We start from the raw sequence: 21,001 nt of genomic DNA, 5'->3' as shown, positions 1-21,001 counted from the left end.
AAGCTGAAGCAAACGTCGCTTTTCTTCCTACGATATCGTCAATATCAGCACGAATCTAAAGGAATGCCAACTAGCCGCTCGCCATACCCCTGTGTTAGAAGCATGTTTTCTTTATATCGAATGTAAAAAGCCGTATTTCTCTCATTTGAAAAACCAGCTTATATTTTACGAATTTTATAAGAAAAACGGTTTCGTTTGAGCGACAGGACAAGTAAGACTTCCTGAATAAGCATCGCGGTTTTTCAAGGATGCTCGAGTTTTTAACCCTTGTTCACTTCAGCAAAGAATTCCTTCTAATGAAAGTCGCATCTCGTTGTTGTACGGTCGTCTAAATAAGCACTTTGTTCCATTACAAGGAGAAAAAACACTGAATGATTATAATTGCTCATTCTATTCATTAAGTCCCGACCGATTTCTTCGCTAAAATCTACTAATAAAAGTGACAAATAATTGTTGACACAACCATAGTTAACTATGTAATATAAAGGAAAATTAGTAAGAGTAGAGGATGTAGCTTTAGTGAAAAAATTCATTAAAAGTTAATTACAGCAGAACCAGCTATTTTTCGGACGGTTAGCAAGTTCATCTATGAGCACCCCAAGGGTTAAACAGGAATTTGAAAATGTCCAATTCCTAATGAAATGGAGCCAACAGTCTTGAGAATATAATCAGAATTTACGGAATAATCTAACATCGAGAAAGAGGGAATGTTATGAAAGAAAAGAAAAACCTGTTTCAAAAGTTTCTTAACGGTATTGAGAGGGTAGGTAATAAACTTCCCGATCCATTTATATTATTTATTGTTTTAGCAATTATTGTTATCATCGCATCCTCCATCTTTAGTATGTTTAATGCCTCTGTAATCCATCCAGGTTCTGGAGAAGAACTTCCAATCAAGAATTTAGCATCTGGAGAAGGAATTCAATTTATATTGACCTCCATGCTAGAGAACTTTACAGGTTTCGCTCCGTTAGGATTAGTCCTTGCTATGATGCTTGGGATTGGCTTAGCTGAAAAAGTAGGTTTATTAGATTATGCAATTAGAAAAACGATTTTAAAATCGCCACCAGCGCTTGTTACGTATACTGTTGTGTTTGTCGGAATTTTAGGTAACCTTGCTTCTGATGCTGCAATGGTTTTAATTCCACCGTTAGCAGCGATGGTTTTTTATAAAATCGGACGTCATCCACTTGCTGGATTAGTAGCCGGTTATGCGGCAACAGGAGCAGGATTTACGGCTAATTTATTTATTGCCGGAACAGATGCAATATTAGCTGGAATTTCGACGGAAGCAGCTGCAATTATAGATGATTCTATTGTTGTGACGCCAGTTGATAACTGGTATTTTAATATTGTTTCTGTATTTGTAATTACGATTGTAGGCGGACTTATTACAGATAAGCTTATTGAACCAAGACTAGGTACGTATAAAGGAGGAGACGTTGACACCGTAGATGAGGAAGATCATCCGAAAGCAAAAAAGGCATTTATTCTTGCATTAATTGCAGGAGTTATGTATATAGCAATGATAGTAACAGCTATATTTATTCCAAACAGTCCATTGAGAAATGAAGATAGCGGACTAGCCCCATCGCCATTTTTAGATGGTATTGTACCACTAATTTTATTTTTCTTCATTATTATCGGAGTTACTTACGGCATTACAGTTGGAAAAATTAAATCTAGCAAAGATATTAGCAAGTACATGGCGGAATCGATGAAAGATATGGCAGGGTATATAGTATTAATCTTTGCGATTGCACAGTTTATCAGTTATTTTAATTGGTCAAATATTGGTACATGGGTTGCCGTAAATGGTGCAGAAATTTTAAAAGAAATAAACTTTACCGGCATTTGGTTGATCATTGGTTATATTCTTTTTACCGCTACATTAAATTTTCTAATCACGTCTGGATCAGCTAAATGGGCATTGGAGGCTCCAGTATTTATTCCAATGTTTATGCAACTAGGTTACAGCCCTGCGTTTACACAAGCAGCATACCGTATTGCAGACTCGTCTACGAATATTGTCACACCATTAATGCCATATATGGTCATTATTTTAGCGTTTATGCAAAAATACGATAAAAAGGCCGGTGTTGGTACGTTTATTTCACTTATGATACCTTACTCCGCTGCATTTTTATTTACATGGATTATCTTAATTTTAATTTTCTATTATGCAGGCATACCGTTTGGTCCTGGTATCACCCCATTTTTATAAAAATTAAGATTAAAGCTGGTGGAGGATGTTATCTTCCACCAGTATTTTTTGAGAAGAAGGAGTGATAAAGAGATGTTAGAAGAAAAACTACTTCATTGGAGAAGAGATTCATCAGTATCCAGAAACAGGGTTTTTAGAGATGCGAACAGCTTCCATCGTTGCTGCTGAGTTAGCCGAATTAGGGTTTGAATTAAAAATGAAAAAAGCAGTGATGTCTCCTGAGCATTGTATGGGAAAACCTGCTGCTGAGGTGGCAGAAACACATGATAAATGGGCATTAGAACATGGAATAGACAATGACTTTATTATATATTTTTCCAAATAGAATTTTCAATAGATTAGTAGCCGTTTTTATGTTCACTTACTGCAAAATTCTTTGCTGTTTGAAATAAATCGAATTATTCTAACTACAAAACTAGCTCATTTGCTTTTTCTCTCACTTTCTAATCATGGTAGAATAGTAACCAGTAAAAGAATAATCAACGAGGAAGGATAGCATGAAAAAGCAAATTTTATTTAATGATTGGGAGCCTTTATTAAAGGAAGAGTTTGAAAAGCCATACTATCGAAAGTTGCGGGAGTTTTTGAAACGGGAATATGCAACACGTACGGTCTATCCAGATATGTATGATATTTTTAATGCACTTCACTATACACCTTTTGAAAAGGTAAAAGTGGCAATTTTAGGTCAGGATCCTTATCATGGCCCTAATCAGGCGCATGGTTTGAGTTTTTCGGTTAAAAAAGGAGTTGCAATTCCACCGTCCTTAAAAAATATGTTTATCGAAATGCAAAGTGATCTAGGTCATCCAATCCCTAGCCATGGCTACCTTGTAAAATGGGCGGAACAAGGTGTGCTTCTGCTTAACAATGTATTAACGGTGAGAAGGGGGCAAGCACATTCTCATCGAGGTATGGGCTGGGAGCAATTTACAGATCGTGTTATACAATTATTGAATCAAAAGTCGGATCCTATTGTCTATATTTTATGGGGATCTGCTGCCCAAAAAAAGCAAGCACTAATTGATACAACGAAACATTATATTATAAAAGCACCACATCCTAGTCCGTTATCTGCATATCGAGGTTTTTTTGGCAGTAAACCATTTTCTAAAACGAATGCCGTATTGAAGCAATTAGGTAAAGAAGAAATTGATTGGCAAATTGATGATTAATTCACTGTATATCTTATAAACTTTAATTCATTTTTGGCTGATGACAGCATGGTTTATCCAGATCTATGGTTCCGTATGACTCCCGCTTCAGAGTTATAGAGATTACGAAGAAGCCGAAGTAGGAGATGATGGCATCTAAGTGTTCGCTTCGACAGGACATGGAAGGCTACGACAGCGATGCATCGCACGTAGAAAAAGCGTTCTTCTTTTTCAAGACTTCTTGAATAAGCATCGTGGTTTTTCAAGGACAAGAAGGACTATGACAGTGATACTTCGCGATTTTTCAAGGATAATAAAATCTTGATAACGACACATCGCGATTTTTATAGAGCGCCTGAGATTTTAGCTTTCGTTTTTCTTCTATCGGGGAGGGGTGAAGGAAAGGCCATACTGAATGAAGTTTTACTTTTGTAGTTAGTGTCTTTAGTACATACTTATTAACTAGATTTTAAGAAAATGAATGTATTCGCTTCATTCTATGTATTGGTTCAAGTTCCGACTTTTCTCCTGTATCTTTTAAATATCAACAACTTAATTGACAAAACAGAAAAGCCTATTGTAGGATAATAATAATATTTAATGCATATTAATACAATATAGAGGTGAGCGGTATCATTTCTTTAATACCGCCGATTACTGCAATTGTTTAGCTGTTATCTTCAATAATGTAATGTACCTTTATTTACTTATTTATTGGACTTTTAATTATATCCAAGATGACTTCTGATAAAGATATGGCAGGAAGCCATTCTATATTAATTTAGTTGCCGTTATGGTATTATTTGTAACTTTATTTAGTTTACTGGTTTCTACGGATTTCCAATAAAATCAGTACCTGTGCTTAAGTATTGCTTATTTATTTGCAGCAGTCGTATTTATTTTGCTAATTCTAGTATGTAAAGTGAAAAATAAATGTAATTTTTGATCTCGGGTATCAACGATTGGTAAGTGTTATACTGATTTTAGTATTAGTATGGGCAATAGAAATAATAAACAAGAAGTGGAGGATTTATCATGAAGCTGTGGGGCGGGCGATTTACTAAAGCAGAGGATAAATTAATGGAACAATTTAATAGTTCATTAGCTGAAGATATGGTACTAGTAGATGAAGATATCCAGGGGAGTATTGCACATGCAGAAATGTTAGTGCATTGTAAAATTTTAACTAGAGAAGAGGGTGAAGAGATCATTCGTGGTCTTTATTCTATTTGGGATGAAATTCGTAGTGGGAAGTTAAAAATAGAAGGAGATCATGAAGATATTCATAGCTTTGTCGAGGCAACGCTGACAGCAAGAATAGGGGAAGCAGGCAAAAAACTTCACACTTCACGGAGCAGAAATGATCAAGTAGCAACAGATTTGAAACTCTATGCAAAAAAGCAGGCAAAATCTGTAATAGATTGTCTACAAGCGTTGAAGAACAGTCTAAAGGAAAAGGCACTTGAGAACAATTACGTAATCATGCCTGGGTACACACATCTCCAACGTGCCCAAGTAGTAACCTTTGGCTATCATTTACGCGCATATATAGAAATGTTTTCCAGAGATGAACAGCGGCTTAAACATACGATTGAGATTTTAAATGAAAACCCGCTAGGATCAGGAGCGTTAGCTGGTACAACTCATGATATTGATCGAGACATTACGACTAAAAAGCTAAGATTCCATAAACCAACAGCTAATTTTATGGATGGGGTAAGTGACCGGGATTTTATTATCGAACTTTTATCTGATTTTTCCATCATTATGATGCATTTAAGCAGATTAAGTGAAGAATTGATATTATGGAGTAGTCAAGAATTCTCATTTATTAAAATAGATGATGCATATGCGACCGGTAGCAGCATTATGCCACAGAAGAAAAATCCCGATGCAGCAGAATTGATTCGAGGAAAAACAGGAAAGATATATGGTGCACTTATTTCTACACTTACAACAATGAAAGGCTTGCCGCTTTCCTATAATAAAGATATGCAGGAAGTAAAGCTGCCCATGTTCCAAGCTGTGGATGAGGTGCTGCTTTCCCTACAGATAATGGATAAAATGATTGCTACTTTGCAAGTAAATGGAGACGAAATGAAAAAAGCGATTAAAGCAGGCTTTTTAAATGCAACAGAAGTAGCTGATTATTTAGTAAAAAAAGGTGTTCCATTTAGAGATGCCCACGGGATTGTCGGAGCCATTGTTTTGTACTGTGAAGAAAAGGGGAACAGTATTGAGGATTTAACATTAGAAGAGTTAACGTCGTTTAGTGAGTTCATCACAGAAGACATTTATGATTATGTGAATTATTCGTTCCTGCTAAACCGGGGAAATAAAAAAGAAATGATAGAATAGGTTATCCGCCCTTTATGGTAGTTCCATCACCATAAAGGGGTTCAACTATAGTGAATAAAGAGTAGGGGAATCGAAAAGTAAGGTTATGGTGAAATTAACTGATTTCGTTGAAAGCTAAGGAAAATTCCATCACCTTCTGCTCTTGAAGTAATTTCTTTAGCAATTCTTTTTAGATTTTTCGTGGCATTTTCCATAGCAACACCATAGTTAACTGCTTCAAACATTTTAATATCATTGTCTCCATCTCCATATGCCATAGTATTTTGTTTAGGGATGTTTAACTGCTTCAAAACAAACTGAACAGCTTGAGCTTTATCTACTCCCTTTACGGCAATCTCTCCACTATTCTTTCCAAATTGGGGAACAGTTGTTTGAAAGATTGTAAAACGCTTACTAAACTTATTGGTAATCTTATGAAATGGATGTACTTCATTACTAATAAACGATATTTTATTGACATTTCTATAGTGAATTTCTTTTTTGAAGTAGCTATAAGTACTCAGGCCTAGCAAACTTCTTTATTTATGATAGGTTAGCCTTTCGTTCATAATGCTTATACAAAGAATGAAAGCTTCCATAATAATTTTTATACCAAGGCTTTTTCTTACCGCAAAAATGAATAATAGCCGTATGATTAATGATAAAATCCATATCTACTTTATTTTTACTCACCATTTTATAATAATAATAAAATCTAGCATCAAAGTTATATAAAGTTTCTTCCACATTTTTTATCTGCTTTGAATATAAGCCATTTAAAATATCCTGATCTGGCAGAATAAGCTTCTTCTTATTTTTTTCAACAAATTCAAAAATTTTTCTCTCCGATATTTTCTGACGCTGTTCATTTAAATTTAATAGGAGTACACCAGAATTATAATAAGCTTTTATATTATATGGTTTTAATCTAAGTTTATTTATATTTGTAATTGGAGTTCTGTCATGATATGCAGCAGCATACAAATAACCAGTCAGATCAAGATAATACAGCTCTCGAATAGAGTTAATAATGATCATATCAGGGTCAAGATAGAGTGCCCGGTCAATCGAAGGCGGTAAGAATTTATACGCTAATAGGCGATAATACATTTCTACTGAAAAATGTTTGACTACAGGTGCATTTGCAAATTGGTCACTATCGACCGTAATAATTTTGAGTTGTTGATTTCTGCTTTCTATAAAGTTATTTAACATGGTAAGCTCTCTATCCTTCAATGATGAGTGCATTAAATAAATGCAAAATTTATCGTTTGGATGATTTATAAATAAGGAATGAAGCATTACTTTAAGAGGATGAATATAATTGGAATTAATCGTGACTAGAATATTCATATACATGTCTCCAGAATTATTTTGTTTAAGTTCATTAAGTACGTTAAAAGATGTATCTTTCTTCATTCATCGTGTTATGCATTTTAAATGCAACTGTCCGAGCTTTTGGTTCCATTTTAACTCCTTTTTGAACAAGCACTTTTCGTTTATGTAGGATATCAGGCACACATTTAAAAAAGTAAGATAGGGCTAACCTGCTATTTTCCAACTCATATTATAAATGTATCTTTCCACATATACCTGTGCAACTTAGGTTCAGGAATATCCACATTTTTTTAGCCTTGCCTTTATTTTCTACCTATTTCAATACGACGTTTTTTGCTATCTTTATTTTTAGGAATATTGATATAGAGAATGCCGTTTTTATGATCAGCATTAATTTCATCAGTATTAACATTATCTGGAAGCATAAAGGAACGATGGAAAGATCCATAACTATGTTCAATTACATGCATTTCCGTTTCCTTATCTTCGGATTCAATATGTTGCTTTTTCTCTCCTTTAATAGTGATCATATTGTTGTCAATTTCTATTTCAATATCTTCTGGATCAATACCTGGAATTTCTGCTTCAACGAGATAGCGATCTTTTTTCTCTTTAATGTTACAAGCTAATAGTCCTTCCTCGTTCCTGTTCCATAATGGTTTTGTTGTGAAGAAAGGATCATCAAAAAAACGATCAAACATAGTATCTAATTCATTTTTAAATCTGTGCATAGGGTGATTATCTGAATTCCAACGTTTTATAGGTTTCATAGCTATTCCTCCTTTTAATTTGTTCGTTAGTTGTAAAGATTAATCGTCGAATTGTGATTATGTCTGTTTCGTTGCACAGGTTTCCAATCTAGGTTAGCCCAAACTCCCCTCACTATATATATTGCCGCTATTTTAAAATTAAAACCTATTGAACTTTAGTTTTTTTAATTTCCATTTTTTAAAAATGTTTTGAAAAGTATTGTTTTTTTTAGCATCTAATTGCCCAATCCGTTTGGGTCGTAGGATAAGAAAGACTTCGTCAGTGCACATTACGATTTTTCAAGGATAGGGAAAGCTTTGAAAGCAATACAGGACGATTTTTTAAGGACGTACAGACTTAGCCTTCGATCTTCTCTTTCGTAGTTAAAAAAGTCAATTTGAACAAGAATTCACTTTATATGGAGTTATAGAAGATATGACAAAATTGGAATTGACCTGTAGAAAATGTTGATTAATGGTAAATGATAACCGATATAAAGAGAGACGAAACAGTAATATCATCCAAAATAGAGTGGACGATTCATAAGCTTATATCTTTTATATGTACATTACCCTATAGTTTACATTAAAATTTAAATGAACCTGTATATAAGGAGCGAAACCTTTCCTTATTATAATAATCCAAAGAAGTGAAGGGAAAAGTAATTGCTCCTAAATGCCTAATTTGTTTAAGGGCCTTTAGGTCATACCCCTGCGGTGCCAGCCTTTCAGTAGTGAAAAGCTTTACTGAAAGCAGTTTTGCATTTTTAAGCCTACCTTACTAACTAAGAAAATGATGCATCTAGACTTGTTTTTACCGTCAACTATAAAGGGGGCTTTTTTATGAAAGTTGTCCTAATTGATGATGAACAACATGCTTTAGACTCTTTAGAACGTAAATTAAATAGTATTGGTCAGATAGATATTTGTGGTAGTTTTTTATTTCCAAGTGAAGGTAAGGCATATATTTTAATGAATGATGTTGATGTAGTGTTTTTAGATATTCAGTTACCGGAAATAAATGGATTAGAGCTGGCTGAGGAGATTCAAAATAGTAAACCGCACATTACGATTGTGTTTGTAACAGCCTTTGATAAATATGCTGTTCAAGCTTTTGAATTACATGCTTTAGACTATCTTGTAAAGCCATTTAATAAGGAACGTTTGGAAAAAACAGTATCCCGGATACAAGGATACCTAGAGAGTAAAAAAGCTATTTCGTATAGTACCTTGATTCAAGTTAATATGTTTAAGCAGTTATCCATTGAATCACAACAATATAAAAAACAGTTTTTCAATTGGCGAACTTTACGAGCACAAGAATTATTCTTATATTTGTTACAAAATCGTGGTCAGTTTATTCAAAAATCAAGGTTAATTGAGTTATTATGGGAAGATGCAGAACCTAGTAAAGTTTTTCCTTTACTTTATACGACCGTATATCAAGTCAGGAAGGTGTTAAAACCATATCACAATCATATTAAAATTATAAGTAAGAATAATGCGTATATGCTTGAACTGAAAGAAGTAAAAATTGATGTCGTGGATTGGGAAAAGCAGTTAAACGAGATGGAAGTTATTCATTCTGGAAATATTGAGCGATATGAACGTTTAATGGAGAAAAGTGCAGCACCATACTTACAGGATTATGATTACATATGGATAGAAGCAGAGCGACAGCGCATAGAAAAAAGATGGTTGGAGACAGCATTACAAATCGCTTCTTTCTTCCAGCAACATGGGGATAAGCAAAAAGCGATAAATTGGTATAAAATAATATGTCACCGACATCCTAACGCAGAACAAGCTTATCTTGAATTAATGAAAATATACGCTTCAGAGGGGCAAACTGTACTGGTATATCAAGAGTATGAACGGTTGAGAAAAGAAGTGATTGAAGGATTAAATGTATCGTTAGGAGAAGAAACGGTCAATTGGTTTTATCAGTGGCAACAATCAGCTTCGAATAACAGTAATGAAATCAATATTTAATTGACGAACTTTTTTAATATGTAGGAGATAATATTTGTTTTTACATGGTGGATATTTGTTCCGTCTAGTTTACGTGTTCAAGTCCCTAACAGCCTTCGTATTTCTTCCTACAATAAGTTAACATCGCTTGAATCTAAAGGAAGGCCGACTAAAAAGCGTTCTTCATTTTCAGGGACAAGAAAGGCTTCGGAAGCAAATACATCGCGGTTTTTCAAGGAGAGAAGCACTCCTTGTATGAAGTATTACTAAAGTTCTCCAGTTTGTACATCGTTAAATACCTGCACTTTTGTTCATGATCGTAGTAATAGTTCATCATTATTATTGTTAATCAGTTCCTCACAATGGAGAACTGATTAACAATATAGTTGATAGAAAGATACTATAATTTGGGTACTTGAAAGCTAATAAATGTCCCTTGATTAGGACGGCTGGTAATATTTAATCCCTTACCAAATAATCGTAGTAGGCGCTGATGGGTATTAGGTATCCCAATACCAGAATTTTCCCCTGGAGAATTTGTTAACAGCTTCTCGTATGTACTTTGATTCATACCTATTCCATCATCGTAAACAGAAATTATCACATAATCTGCAAATTCTGTTGTCCGAATGACAACGCTTCCCCCTTTTTCTAAACTTAGAATACCATGCTGTAACGCATTTTCAACGAGTGTCTGAATTACTATAGGCGGAATTTTTAGTTGTAAATGTTCGTCAACCTCCCATCTAACATCAATCCTGGAACCGTAACGCTCTTTTTGAATGTACAAATATGATTTGGTGAATTCCAGCTCTTTATGCAAGTCAATCATGCTATTTTCATTTATATCATTAAAGCTTCTCCGTAAAAAGAAGCTAAATTCCTCAATTACTTGAATCATTTTATCCTGATTTATTTCGCCTAAAGATGCAATCAGATTCAATGTATTAAATAAAAAATGCGGTTGAACTTTTGCTTGTAATAGGGCTGCTTCTGTTTGTAGTAGTTGTTTCTGCATCTTACTAATGTAAATAAGACTACGAATACGTGACTTTATCTCAAGTGGATCCATTTGTTTTAATATATAGTCATTAGCTCCTGAGTGAAATACAGCCTGTATATCAATTAATTTGTTTCGTGGTGGAAGCAATAAAACAGGTAATTGGAAAAATGTATGATGTTTACGAATTAACTGCGTCAGTTGATACCCGGACAAATTTGGTAACATGGTAGCAGCAATAACTAGATCTACTTCATTATGATCTATCAGCTTTAAAGCTTCGGTTCCATCCATTGCTGTTAGCACTCTATAGTCAACTGTTAACAGTCTAAGTAAAGTAGACACATTTTCAGGGTGATTATCTACTATAACTACAGTTGGTTTTTGATTAGATGATGTCTTCTTTTTTAAAAGAGTGAAATCTTCTTCTGTCTCCTTTTTATCTTCTCTGATTGCTAATGGCAATTGAAAAGCGACGATAGTACATTTTTCCTGCATTGCTCCCTTATTTATTCTTCCTCCATATAATTTTATAAGCTGTTTTAATAAAACTCTTTGCTTCATGCCAACTGGAAACATGCTTTTTTGTTTGCTAATCGTGTTTCTCTTGTCCATTATATAGATTGTTGCCATCTGGTCTAAAGCTCTTGCTTTTATTAAAACATGATCTGATTTTATCACTGTATAAATATAATGAAAAAGTTGCATGAAAAGATCAATAACTTGATTTTCCTCCATTAAAATATGTGGAAAATTCGACGGTATATCTATAGAAATAGATGGATGTTTATCTTTTTTGGTCAAATAAAGTATATCCCGTATGGCAATAATGGTAGTATGGATGTTTGTTTCTAGTCTATTTGCTAGAAAACAATCTACTTGCGTATCAGGTGGATATCCCCAACTGTTACTGTCTTGATACATATTGGAAAGATTTTTTTTCGGTTGCTTCCACACTTGTTTTTGATCACTTATTTTTAATGATGTTTTAAATAGTTGAAATAAAAATAGAAAAAAAAGAGTGGCGGCTAAACTAAGTAGTAAGTAAGCAAATAAGCCACACCTTGTTACTTGTTGCATACTGAATAATTTTTGATGGATGCTGTATAAGACAGGTAAAAACAAGGTATCTCATCATCCTTCCCTTAAAAACTTATTTTTAATGATTATATAGGTATATTGACCTATAATAAAAGTTATAAACATTTGGTTTTGTTTAGGTAAAAAGTCCAGTATGTAAAAATTTTCAGAAAAGAATAGATATTGTTTAGCTTATCTTAAATTCGTTTGTTTTTCAGTATGAATGGACTAAAATTTTACTCAATTGGTGAAGAAAGCAATTCATGTAACATTTATAAGGTATCTATTGATGTGTATGTAAATTTTTGGTAAAATGGAGAGAGATTAGTGAAATATAAACGGTGATTTTAGTATAGTATATAATTTAGCAAGGATAGTTGGAAGATTTAAAAGAGTGGATGTTTTTAAAAAATAAATAAATGTGAATGGTTCACATCATCATGTAAAAATAATAAAGAGGAAAAATGGTACTATCATATTAATCTTTAAACGAAGCTTTTATCCTACATCTGAATTAGAACAACAATATCCTCCACCTAATAGCGTAAATAAAAAGAAAGGTGGAGGTAACGTTTGTATTCACTAATCGTGTTGGGTGGAGAATTCCCTTAATCAGATTCCATCATTTCAGTTAATAAATTTATTGCGAGTGCCCGTTTATTTACACCTAATTTTTTATAGATAGCACTAACATAATCTCTTACTGTTTTCTCTTTTAGATCTAATAGTTGAGCGATTTCTATATTCTTTTTTTGTTTATATAAAAGATAAACAATATCCAATTCCCGTTGTGTCAAGTGGATTCCCATGTCTAATAGCTGTGAGTTTAAATGTTTTTTAGGGTTTGTCTTTCGAAAATGCTTCATAATCGTATCTTTTACTTCCTTAGGAAGCACATAATGATTGGAATAGACCATATGAATCATATGAACCAGATGGACAAAATGTAATTGACTAAGGAAGAATCCTTCTACTCCTGCTTTAAAACCTTTTATAATTAATGCTTCATCATAAATAGACAGAATGTAAATAATTTTGACATCCTCAATCAATTCCTTGATTTTTTTAGTTAGTTTAAGGTTGTACGTATACGATTCCTGAACATGAACTAGAATGATATCTGGATGTTCTTCCTTTGCAGTTTTTAATACCTGTTCCTCGTGAATCTGTACACCGAGAAATTTTAAATCTTCTTCCTTATCAATGATAAAACGCAAGCCCTCACTGGTTATACCTTCATGATCTATTAATAGTATTTTTATCATGTGAAACCTCTCCATTGTATATTTTTAAACTCAGGTTAAACGAGCTAGTTATAGAGTAGAGTAACTTTCTATACATAATCTAAACATGATATGGGTAAGTTATTCATTCCACTATTAAATACTGTAAAAATGGGGTTTCATGATAAGTTAATCTGTAAATCTTTGTAGAAAAAAATAATATAATTTTTAAAATGGATAATGAATACCATTACCCCTCTGAATTTGTAGATGTAGTTATATATATTCTTCGGTAAGAGTAAAATTAATATAGGGTTAAAATAAGAGGAAACGATCTAGCGTTAGTCAACTAATTCATAGTGAAGATTAAATTAGGAGAGAATATAAAAGTTTGATACGTATTGGTATTCACTTTGATAATAACATAAAACCCCATTGCTTCGCTTAAAAGAAACAATGGGGATAGGGTATAAAGGGCTATATTAAATGTAGACTTTCTAGATCGTTTTTGGTACTAAACCAAAACAGCGTTTATAAATCCATTGGTAATCCTTTTCAGTTAAATCTCGTGGATTACCAACCGTTTGTGGATCGTTCATAGCTTCTTTTGATAGGCGATCAATCATATCTGGTGAGACACCTTGTTCTTCAAGTGTAGGGATATCAAGATCTTCAACAAGCTGATATACTTCATTTACAGCTGCTTTTGCTGCTTCTTCCGTTGTCATATGAAATGTGTCGACACCTAACGCTTGCGCAATTCTAGCAAATTTATCAGGATGCCCTTTCCAGTTAAATTCCATCACCGGACCAAGCATAGTGGCGACACACTGACCATGAGCAACTGGAATGATACCTCCTAATGTTTGAGACATGGCGTGTGCAGCACCAGCTGATTCGCTTCCGTAAGACAGCCCGGCAAGCATAGCGGCTTGGGCCATTCCGTAGCGTGCTTCTAAATCACTACCGTCAGCAAATGCACGACGAATATATTTTCCTGCATATTCTATCGCGATTAGTGCGACAGCATCTGTTATTGGTTGGGCAAAATGCATGGTATAACATTCAATTGCATGAGCCAATGCATCAACCCCAGTCATTGCTGTTACATGAGGTGGCATAGTGACATGCAATTCAGGATCAATAATCGTTAAATGAGCGGCGATTAACGGGCCACCAGTATTAAATTTAAACTCCCGCTCTTCATCCGTAATAACTGCCCATTGCGTAACTTCGGATCCAGTTCCTGCTGTTGTTGGGATTGTAGTTAATGGCGGAATCCGATGTTCTAACGGTTTTTTTCCTTCTGCAGCTTCATATTCTAGTACACTGCCATGATGTGTAGCTTCTACACCAATTCCTTTTGCTGTATCCATAGAACTCCCGCCACCAACAGCAACAAGTCCATCACAGTTTTCCTCTTTATATAGCTTAGAACCTTCTGCAATCAACCGAACCGGTGGATTAGGTTCCACTTTATTGAAAACTACTACCTTCATTCCAGCATCCTCTAAATATTTTTCTACTGGCTTTGTTACTCCAGCTTGATAGATACCTGGATCAGTTACTAATAATACTTTTGATACACCAAGCTGTTTAACTTCATTTCCAATATGTTTAATTGCCCCAATGCCATGCTTTATAGTAGTTGGAATTTCAAATGTATGCAATTTGTGCATATGTTCTATTTTCATATTTAAACTCATGTACAAAACCCCCTATAGTATTAAAACCAATTTAATGCTTCTGGTTGTAAGTTTTGAAAAATATGCTTTGCTTCTTGATACTCTTCTAATCCTGCTTTGCCGAGTTCGCGACCAATTCCGGATTGCTTAAATCCACCCCAAGGTGCATGTGGAAAATATACATTATAATCATTAATCCAAACCGTGCCCATTCGCATTTTTGCAACACAGCGTTCTGCTTTGGCAATATCTTTTGTCCAAACGCCTCCAGATAAACCATATATAGAATCATTTGCTAGTTGAATGGCTTCCTCTTCGGTTGTAAAAATTTCCACAGTTATCACAGGCCCAAATCCTTCATTTTGCACGACACTCATGTCTGATGTGCAATTAGTAAGCACAGTAGGTAAGTAAAAGAACCCATCCTTTAATTCAGGCACATCAGGCTGTTTTCCGCCGACAGCTATTACTGCTCCTTCACTTTTTCCGACTTCTACGTATTGAATGACTTTATTTAAGTGTTCTTTAGAAATAAGCGGCCCCATTTGGGTAGAAGATTCAAAGCCATTTCCTAATTTAATGTTTTTCACCCGTTTAATCAGTGCTTGAACAAATGAATCATGAATCTTTTCTTCAATAATGATTCTTGTACCGGCTGAACAAATTTGTCCAGCATGAAAGTAAACGGCGTTTAATGCTTGATCAACCGCTGTATCTAAATCGGCATCGACGAAGATAATATTTGGGTTTTTACCACCTAATTCTAAAGCAAGTTTTTTCACATTTGAACTAGCCGATTGCATAATTTTCTTTCCGGTATTCATTCCACCTGTAAAAGAAATCAAATCAACTTCCTGATTAGACGATAGTTCAGCGCCAACGGTATCCCCCTTTCCTAGTACGAGGTTGACAACGCCTTTTGGCAGTTCTGCTTCTTCCATTAATTCAAAAACTTTTACCGTTGTTAATGGTGTTATTTCACTTGGCTTCATAATTAATGTATTTCCGGCAGCCAGTGCTGGTGCGAGCTTCCATGAAGCCTGTAATAATGGATAATTCCACGGAGTAATTTGACCGCAAACTCCAACAGGCTCATAAACAACTTTGCTCATTGTATTCGGTATAGGAGAGTCTATGATTTCTCCTCCATTTTTATCTGCTAATTCTGCATAATAACGAAATACACCTGCTATATCCTCCATATCGCCACGACTCTCATCAAGTGTTTTACCTGTATCGAGTGTTTCCAACTGAGCTAGTTCTTCTTTATCTCGTTCGATTAAATTTGCTATTGTATGTAACTTTCTACTACGATCTGTTGCCGATGTCCGGGGCCATTCTCCTTTATCAAATGCTTCTCTCGCAGCGGCAATGGCAGCTTTTGCATCTGTTTCATCGCTTTCAGTCGCTTGAGCGATAATTTCTTGGTTAAATGGGTTGATAATATCACGTTTGTTACCTGTTTGAGATGGTACCCATTTGCCATTAATAAAGTTTTGTTTGAAGTTCAAAAAATCTCCCTCCCATTATGTTAAGTTTGTTAAATATTTATTTAACGTTCTTAATAAATTTAATCTAACATGTTCAAACTTTTTTGTCAAAATCAAATTTATCCCGTATGTAACGGGCGATAAGATCTGCCCTTCATGCTACGAGATGAAACTTAGGAGGATAAGTAGATGATTCAACCGCAAGTCAAATGTCCGATTCTGGTTATTCTGACAATCAGTGGGGGAAAAAGAAAACTCCACTTTTGAAGATGCGCTATATAATTTTTGGTGATCACTCATTTAGTAAAAATAAAAATGTAAGAGATGAAGTCTATGGGGCTGCCATGTTTTCTCCGATATCTGCGCTTAAAACACCATAGACTCATAGCGAATATCAAGAAGTTTAAACAGGTGTAACAACATTAGTTCCTGATTCATTCGGATTGTTAGGACGGAGAGCTTCAGTAGGAATAAATCGCAGTTTTTAAAAGGACAAGAAAAACGATGGTAGCGAAGCATGCAGTTTCTCAAGGGATGAGAAAAGCTACGGCAGCGGTACTTCGCGGTTTTTTAAGGACGCCTGCAAAAATTGTTTTTGATCTACTCATTCATGGATAAAAGTAATCTTTAAATGTCACTTAATGTCCGGAAGTAATGATTAAAATATTAAAATTTATGATTACACAAATATTTACCGTGATGTTAATTCAAGTGTAGTGAATTTTTAACGTTTTACGTAGGTACCCCCAGGAAATAATTTGTACCAGTAGCATATTGCTAACCAAGTTTTTTTAATGAAGTATATTAAAAGATTTTGCTAGTTGAATGGCGGTGCAATTTGTTAGAAGTAATGTTTAAGCAATATAAAATAACTTATTTTTTATTTGACATATTTCAATGATACGTTAAGATTAAGTTTATAAAATATATTCTTAACATATTTAACAAATTTAATTATAGTATTGGAGGTGAATTAATGGCGGGATCTAATGATGACATAGCTAAAGAAAAGTTAGAAGAAGCTAAAGGGTATGTGATTGAAGCAATCGCAGAGACCATGGATGTCTATGGGGTAACTCCAGCAGCTGGGAAATTGTATGCTACCATGTATTTTAAGGATCAAATGAACCTTGATGAAATGCGAGAAGAACTAGGAATGAGTAAACCAAGTATGAGTACAAGTGTCAGGAAACTACAGGAAATTGAGATGGTAAAGAAAAAATTCCAAAAAGGTTCTCGTAAACATACGTACGCTGCAGAGAAGGATTTTTTTCATTCGTTTATGTCCTATTTTTGTCAATTGTGGGATCGGGAAGCAAAAATGAATATGGAAGCAATTAAACAAGCAGAATTTTCCTTAGATCAAATTTTTGAAGATGAGAATGTTTCAGCAGAACTGATAGATGAGGCTCGTCACATTTATGAACAACTTGAACAATCAAAAGTTTATTATCGTTGGTTGGAGCGGCTGGTGGCTAGTATAAGATCTGAGGAAATTTATGAGTTTTTACCAAAAGAACCAACATAAAAAAGAATGGGAGAGAGTTAAATAACTTATGCGTTTTAATAAAAGGGTATTTCTTGTACTTAGTATCGTCTTTGTTACTATATTATCAGCATGTGGGGATAGTTCAAAGTCAGAATCTAAAGGAACAGGATCAAAAGATGCAACCAATGGGGATAAGGGAACCATAGAAATGGCGCAAATCAGCTGGGCAGAAAATATTGCTGTAACCAATATGTGGAAAGTTATTTTAGAAGAACAAGGCTATAAAGTGAAGTTAAATTTGTTAGATATGGGAACGATCATGAAGGCACTTGCTGAAGATGAGTTAGATATCAATTTAGAAGTATGGTTGCCGATACAAGATAAAGCTTACTTGCAACAATATAAAGATCAGGTTTTCTTTGCTGAAGAGCCTTGGTATGATAATGCAAAAGTAGGTCTTGTCGTTCCAACATATTTAGAGAATATTAATAGTATTGAGGATTTAAATAAACATAAAGATATGTTCGCGGGAGAAATAACTGGTTTTGATCCTGGAGCAGGAACTATGGAAGTTACAGAAGAAGTAATCAAGGAATACGATTTGGATTATGAATTAATTCCCAGCTCTGAGCCGGCAATGATTACAGAAATTGATGAAGCAATTAAAAAAGAGGAGCCGATTGTGGCCCCACTGTGGAATCCACACCGAGTTTTCTCACAATTTGATTTAAAATATTTAGAGGACCCTAAAAAAGTCTATGGAGAAGTAGAAAAAATTTATTACGCTACTCGCTTAGACTTTGAAAAAGATTTTCCAGAAGTTAGTGAGTGGATGAAAAACTGGAAAATGGATGACGAAGCGATTGGGGAATTAATGACATATGTGAATGAAACAGAAGAACCAATCGAAGGAGCTAAAAAATGGGTAGACGAAAATCAGGTTCGAATCAATAAATGGATGAAATAAATGGATTTAGAAAGGAAGCCTTCGCGGCTTCCTTTTTCTTTATACTATAGGAAAGTATAAAACTTTAGGCTTTATCCCGCATGTAAGGTGCCGTAAGTTTTCCACTTTAAGAGCTTGAGTTAATGCAAAGGGTCAAAGTAGGAAAAAACGGCACCTAAATGCCCGATTGGTTCAACTAACATTCCGTGTTCCACGAAATGAAGTTTCACTTTATCCCGCATGTAAGGTGCCGTAAGTTTTCCACTTCAAGAGCTTGAGTTCGTGTAAAGGGTCAAAGTAGGAAAAAACGGCATCTAAATGCCCGATTGGTTCAAGGGCCTTTAGGTCATACCCTTGTGGTACTTACATTCCGTGTAAAAAGCGTTCCACGGGAATGAAGTTTCACTTTATCGTATAAGAAAAACGATAGATTCGCCATAAAGACTTAGCGACAACCCAAGTTTTTCTAATCAAATTAGTTTACCTAAATGTAGAATGGAAACGATCTTGACTGCATATATGAATACGAATTATGATGATATTAGTAGAGTATATGAATTTATTTTTAATAAGATGTTTAAAAATTCATTAAAATTCAAATGGCAAATAACTGGCTTGTTTCTGTGGGATATGGAAAGGCTACGATTCAGAGCTTCAAATGCATCGTTTTGAACTTCTAGGTTTTTTTAAGTTTTTTATAAACACGGATTTTTATTTTTATAATATTATGTCAACTATAATGAATCTGTTATTAAGGTGAAGCGGAAGGTACTTAGAGGCGAATAAAAATTGCGAAAGGGAGATAATTAATGGCTGATCATCAAAATAATTGGCTTTTTGAACAATTAATGAAGACGTACGACCTAAAATTTGAAGGGGATGGAATTAGCGGACAAAGAATTGCTAAACGATTAAATGCATTAGCTAATATTGGGAAAACTGCAGAAAATGGTTCCAATCGTTCCGGTTATTCGGAGGCAGAAGCACATGCTCAAAAATTGGTAGCTTCGTGGATGAAACAAGCCGGATTAAATGTAAGAGAAGATGGTGCAGGGAATATTATTGGTCGGTTAGCAGGTAAAGAAGATACACTTCCTGTAATAATGAGCGGTTCTCACGTTGATTCCGTCCCTAATGGTGGACATTTTGACGGTACATTAGGTGTAATAGCAGCACTAGAAGTTGTCGAAGCATGGAATACTCAAGGGTATCAACCGATCAAACCATACGAAGTAGTTATCTTTGCCGATGAAGAAGGATCTCGATTCAATGGTGGTTTAAATGGAAGTGAGGCGATGGTTGGCAACCACGTTATAGAAAGAAAAAAACAACTGCAAGATAAAGATGGCTTGAAGTTTGCAGAGGTTTTACAAATGCGCGGATTAAGTGTAGAAAGCTATCAAAATGCCGCACGTGACATGAAAGAGATCGAGTTATTTGTAGAACTACATATTGAACAAGGTAAAATTTTAGAGAAGGAAAACGTACCATGTGGCATTGTCACTGGCATAGCAGGGCCATGCTGGTTAGAAATAACATTTATCGGTGAAGCAGGTCATGCTGGAAATACGCCGATGAATGATCGAAAGGATGCGTTAGTCGCGGCAAGTGAATTGGTGTGGAAAGTAAATCAATTGCCGAGCCAAGTTAGTGACTCAGCGGTAGCAACAATAGGCAAACAAATTGTTGAACCAAATGGAGTAAATGTAATTCCAGGAAAGGTAACATTGTATGTAGATATTCGAGATATTTATGAAAAAACAAGGGATGAGCTTATGGAATTGGTTAAACAGTTAGCAGGAGATATTGCAGCAAAGCATGGTATGGCTGTGAATATTGTGGAAAAAACGAAGGTAAAACCAGTTCCGATTAATAACAATATACAAGATTTATTGGAAACAGCAATGAAGAAACACAGAATTCGACCGTTACGCCTGCCGAGCGGTGCTGGACATGATGCAATGATTATCGGTGAAAAAGTGCCCATCGCTATGTTATTTGTGAAGAGTCGAAAGGGAATTAGTCATAATCCTGAAGAATGGTCTGATTTGGCAGATTGCGTGCAAGCAATTCAAGTTTTAAAAACATCTATTGAAAACTTACAAAGTGATGAGGTTACTTCCGGTGTGTTTAAATAAGTAAAAGCTCACTTTTTAAATGAAAATGAGCTTTTACTCAAAATGTGAAATAGTTCAGGAACACGCATATCAAGTCCTGTTGTTTAAAGCCCTCAGGTAAAAGTCAACCTAACCTGTCCATTAATCGAATTAGAACATCACGAAGTCGTAACAGGAAGACCAGAAGTCGAACCAGAA

The 21,001-nt window shown here is 34.8% G+C and carries 15 protein-coding genes; 8 read left to right on the top strand and 7 right to left on the bottom strand.

Annotated features, from left to right (window positions below):
- Nucleotides 1-712: 712 nt before the first annotated feature.
- The 4 genes from JNUCC74_RS15370 to argH all read left to right on the top strand — a co-directional run bounded on the left by JNUCC74_RS15370 (nucleotide 713) and on the right by argH (nucleotide 5,736).
- Complete coding sequence (locus tag JNUCC74_RS15370) at nucleotides 713-2,224, top strand: AbgT family transporter (protein ID WP_454066026.1); 1,512 nt, start codon at nucleotides 713-715, stop codon at nucleotides 2,222-2,224.
- A gap of 139 nt (nucleotides 2,225-2,363) precedes the next feature.
- Nucleotides 2,364-2,549 (top strand): hypothetical protein, encoded by a 186-nt coding sequence (locus JNUCC74_RS15365; protein WP_454066025.1) that lies wholly within the window; start codon nucleotides 2,364-2,366, stop codon nucleotides 2,547-2,549.
- Between the two features lie 172 nt (nucleotides 2,550-2,721).
- Nucleotides 2,722-3,399, top strand: coding sequence for a uracil-DNA glycosylase (locus JNUCC74_RS15360; protein WP_077318324.1), 678 nt, complete (start codon nucleotides 2,722-2,724; stop codon nucleotides 3,397-3,399).
- 1,014 nt (nucleotides 3,400-4,413) lie between these two features.
- The gene (gene argH, locus JNUCC74_RS15355; protein WP_454066024.1) at nucleotides 4,414-5,736 is read left to right on the top strand and encodes an argininosuccinate lyase; all 1,323 of its coding nucleotides are present in this window, start codon (nucleotides 4,414-4,416) and stop codon (nucleotides 5,734-5,736) included.
- A gap of 83 nt (nucleotides 5,737-5,819) precedes the next feature.
- On the opposite strand, the gene JNUCC74_RS15350 is transcribed toward argH, so the two are convergent.
- From JNUCC74_RS15350 to JNUCC74_RS15340, 3 genes are all read right to left on the bottom strand, one after another.
- Entirely contained in the window at nucleotides 5,820-6,248 is a 429-nt protein-coding gene (locus tag JNUCC74_RS15350) for an HAD-IIB family hydrolase (RefSeq protein ID WP_454066023.1), read from the bottom strand.
- Nucleotides 6,249-6,258: 10 nt separating this feature from the next.
- Complete coding sequence (locus tag JNUCC74_RS15345; protein WP_454066022.1) at nucleotides 6,259-7,068, bottom strand: glycosyltransferase family 8 protein; 810 nt, start codon at nucleotides 7,066-7,068, stop codon at nucleotides 6,259-6,261.
- A 287-nt stretch (nucleotides 7,069-7,355) separates the two neighbouring features.
- Entirely contained in the window at nucleotides 7,356-7,823 is a 468-nt protein-coding gene (locus tag JNUCC74_RS15340) for an Hsp20/alpha crystallin family protein (RefSeq protein WP_454066021.1), read from the bottom strand.
- An 822-nt stretch (nucleotides 7,824-8,645) separates the two neighbouring features.
- On the opposite strand from JNUCC74_RS15340, the gene JNUCC74_RS15335 reads away from it, so the two are divergent.
- Nucleotides 8,646-9,794 (top strand): response regulator, encoded by a 1,149-nt coding sequence (locus tag JNUCC74_RS15335; protein ID WP_454066020.1) that lies wholly within the window; start codon nucleotides 8,646-8,648, stop codon nucleotides 9,792-9,794.
- Nucleotides 9,795-10,173: 379 nt separating this feature from the next.
- On the opposite strand, the gene JNUCC74_RS15330 is transcribed toward JNUCC74_RS15335, so the two are convergent.
- The 4 genes from JNUCC74_RS15330 to betB all read right to left on the bottom strand — a co-directional run bounded on the left by JNUCC74_RS15330 (nucleotide 10,174) and on the right by betB (nucleotide 16,272).
- Nucleotides 10,174-11,898, bottom strand: a complete 1,725-nt coding sequence (locus tag JNUCC74_RS15330; protein WP_454066019.1) for a histidine kinase — start codon at nucleotides 11,896-11,898, stop codon at nucleotides 10,174-10,176.
- A gap of 563 nt (nucleotides 11,899-12,461) precedes the next feature.
- Nucleotides 12,462-13,118: a LuxR C-terminal-related transcriptional regulator gene (locus JNUCC74_RS15325; protein ID WP_179104287.1), complete on the bottom strand. Its 657-nt coding sequence runs from the start codon at nucleotides 13,116-13,118 to the stop codon at nucleotides 12,462-12,464.
- A 455-nt stretch (nucleotides 13,119-13,573) separates the two neighbouring features.
- Nucleotides 13,574-14,782: an iron-containing alcohol dehydrogenase gene (locus JNUCC74_RS15320; RefSeq protein ID WP_454066018.1), complete on the bottom strand. Its 1,209-nt coding sequence runs from the start codon at nucleotides 14,780-14,782 to the stop codon at nucleotides 13,574-13,576.
- Between the two features lie 20 nt (nucleotides 14,783-14,802).
- Entirely contained in the window at nucleotides 14,803-16,272 is a 1,470-nt protein-coding gene (gene betB / locus JNUCC74_RS15315; RefSeq protein ID WP_454066017.1) for a betaine-aldehyde dehydrogenase, read from the bottom strand.
- Between the two features lie 955 nt (nucleotides 16,273-17,227).
- On the opposite strand from betB, the gene cudC reads away from it, so the two are divergent.
- The 3 genes from cudC (at nucleotide 17,228) to JNUCC74_RS15300 (ending at nucleotide 20,824) form a co-directional block, all read left to right on the top strand.
- Nucleotides 17,228-17,779, top strand: a complete 552-nt coding sequence (gene cudC, locus JNUCC74_RS15310) for a choline uptake/conversion transcriptional regulator CudC (RefSeq protein ID WP_077318313.1) — start codon at nucleotides 17,228-17,230, stop codon at nucleotides 17,777-17,779.
- Nucleotides 17,780-17,807: 28 nt separating this feature from the next.
- A complete protein-coding gene (locus JNUCC74_RS15305) occupies nucleotides 17,808-18,707 on the top strand; it encodes a glycine betaine ABC transporter substrate-binding protein (RefSeq protein ID WP_454066016.1) in 900 nt (299 codons plus the stop codon).
- A gap of 788 nt (nucleotides 18,708-19,495) precedes the next feature.
- On the top strand, nucleotides 19,496-20,824 hold the full coding sequence (locus JNUCC74_RS15300; RefSeq protein ID WP_454066015.1) for a M20 family metallo-hydrolase: 1,329 nt from the start codon (nucleotides 19,496-19,498) through the stop codon (nucleotides 20,822-20,824).
- Nucleotides 20,825-21,001 lie beyond the last annotated feature (177 nt).

It is taken from the genome of Cerasibacillus sp. JNUCC 74, assembly GCF_053667775.1.
This window is presented reverse-complemented; position numbering and strand designations above follow the sequence as displayed.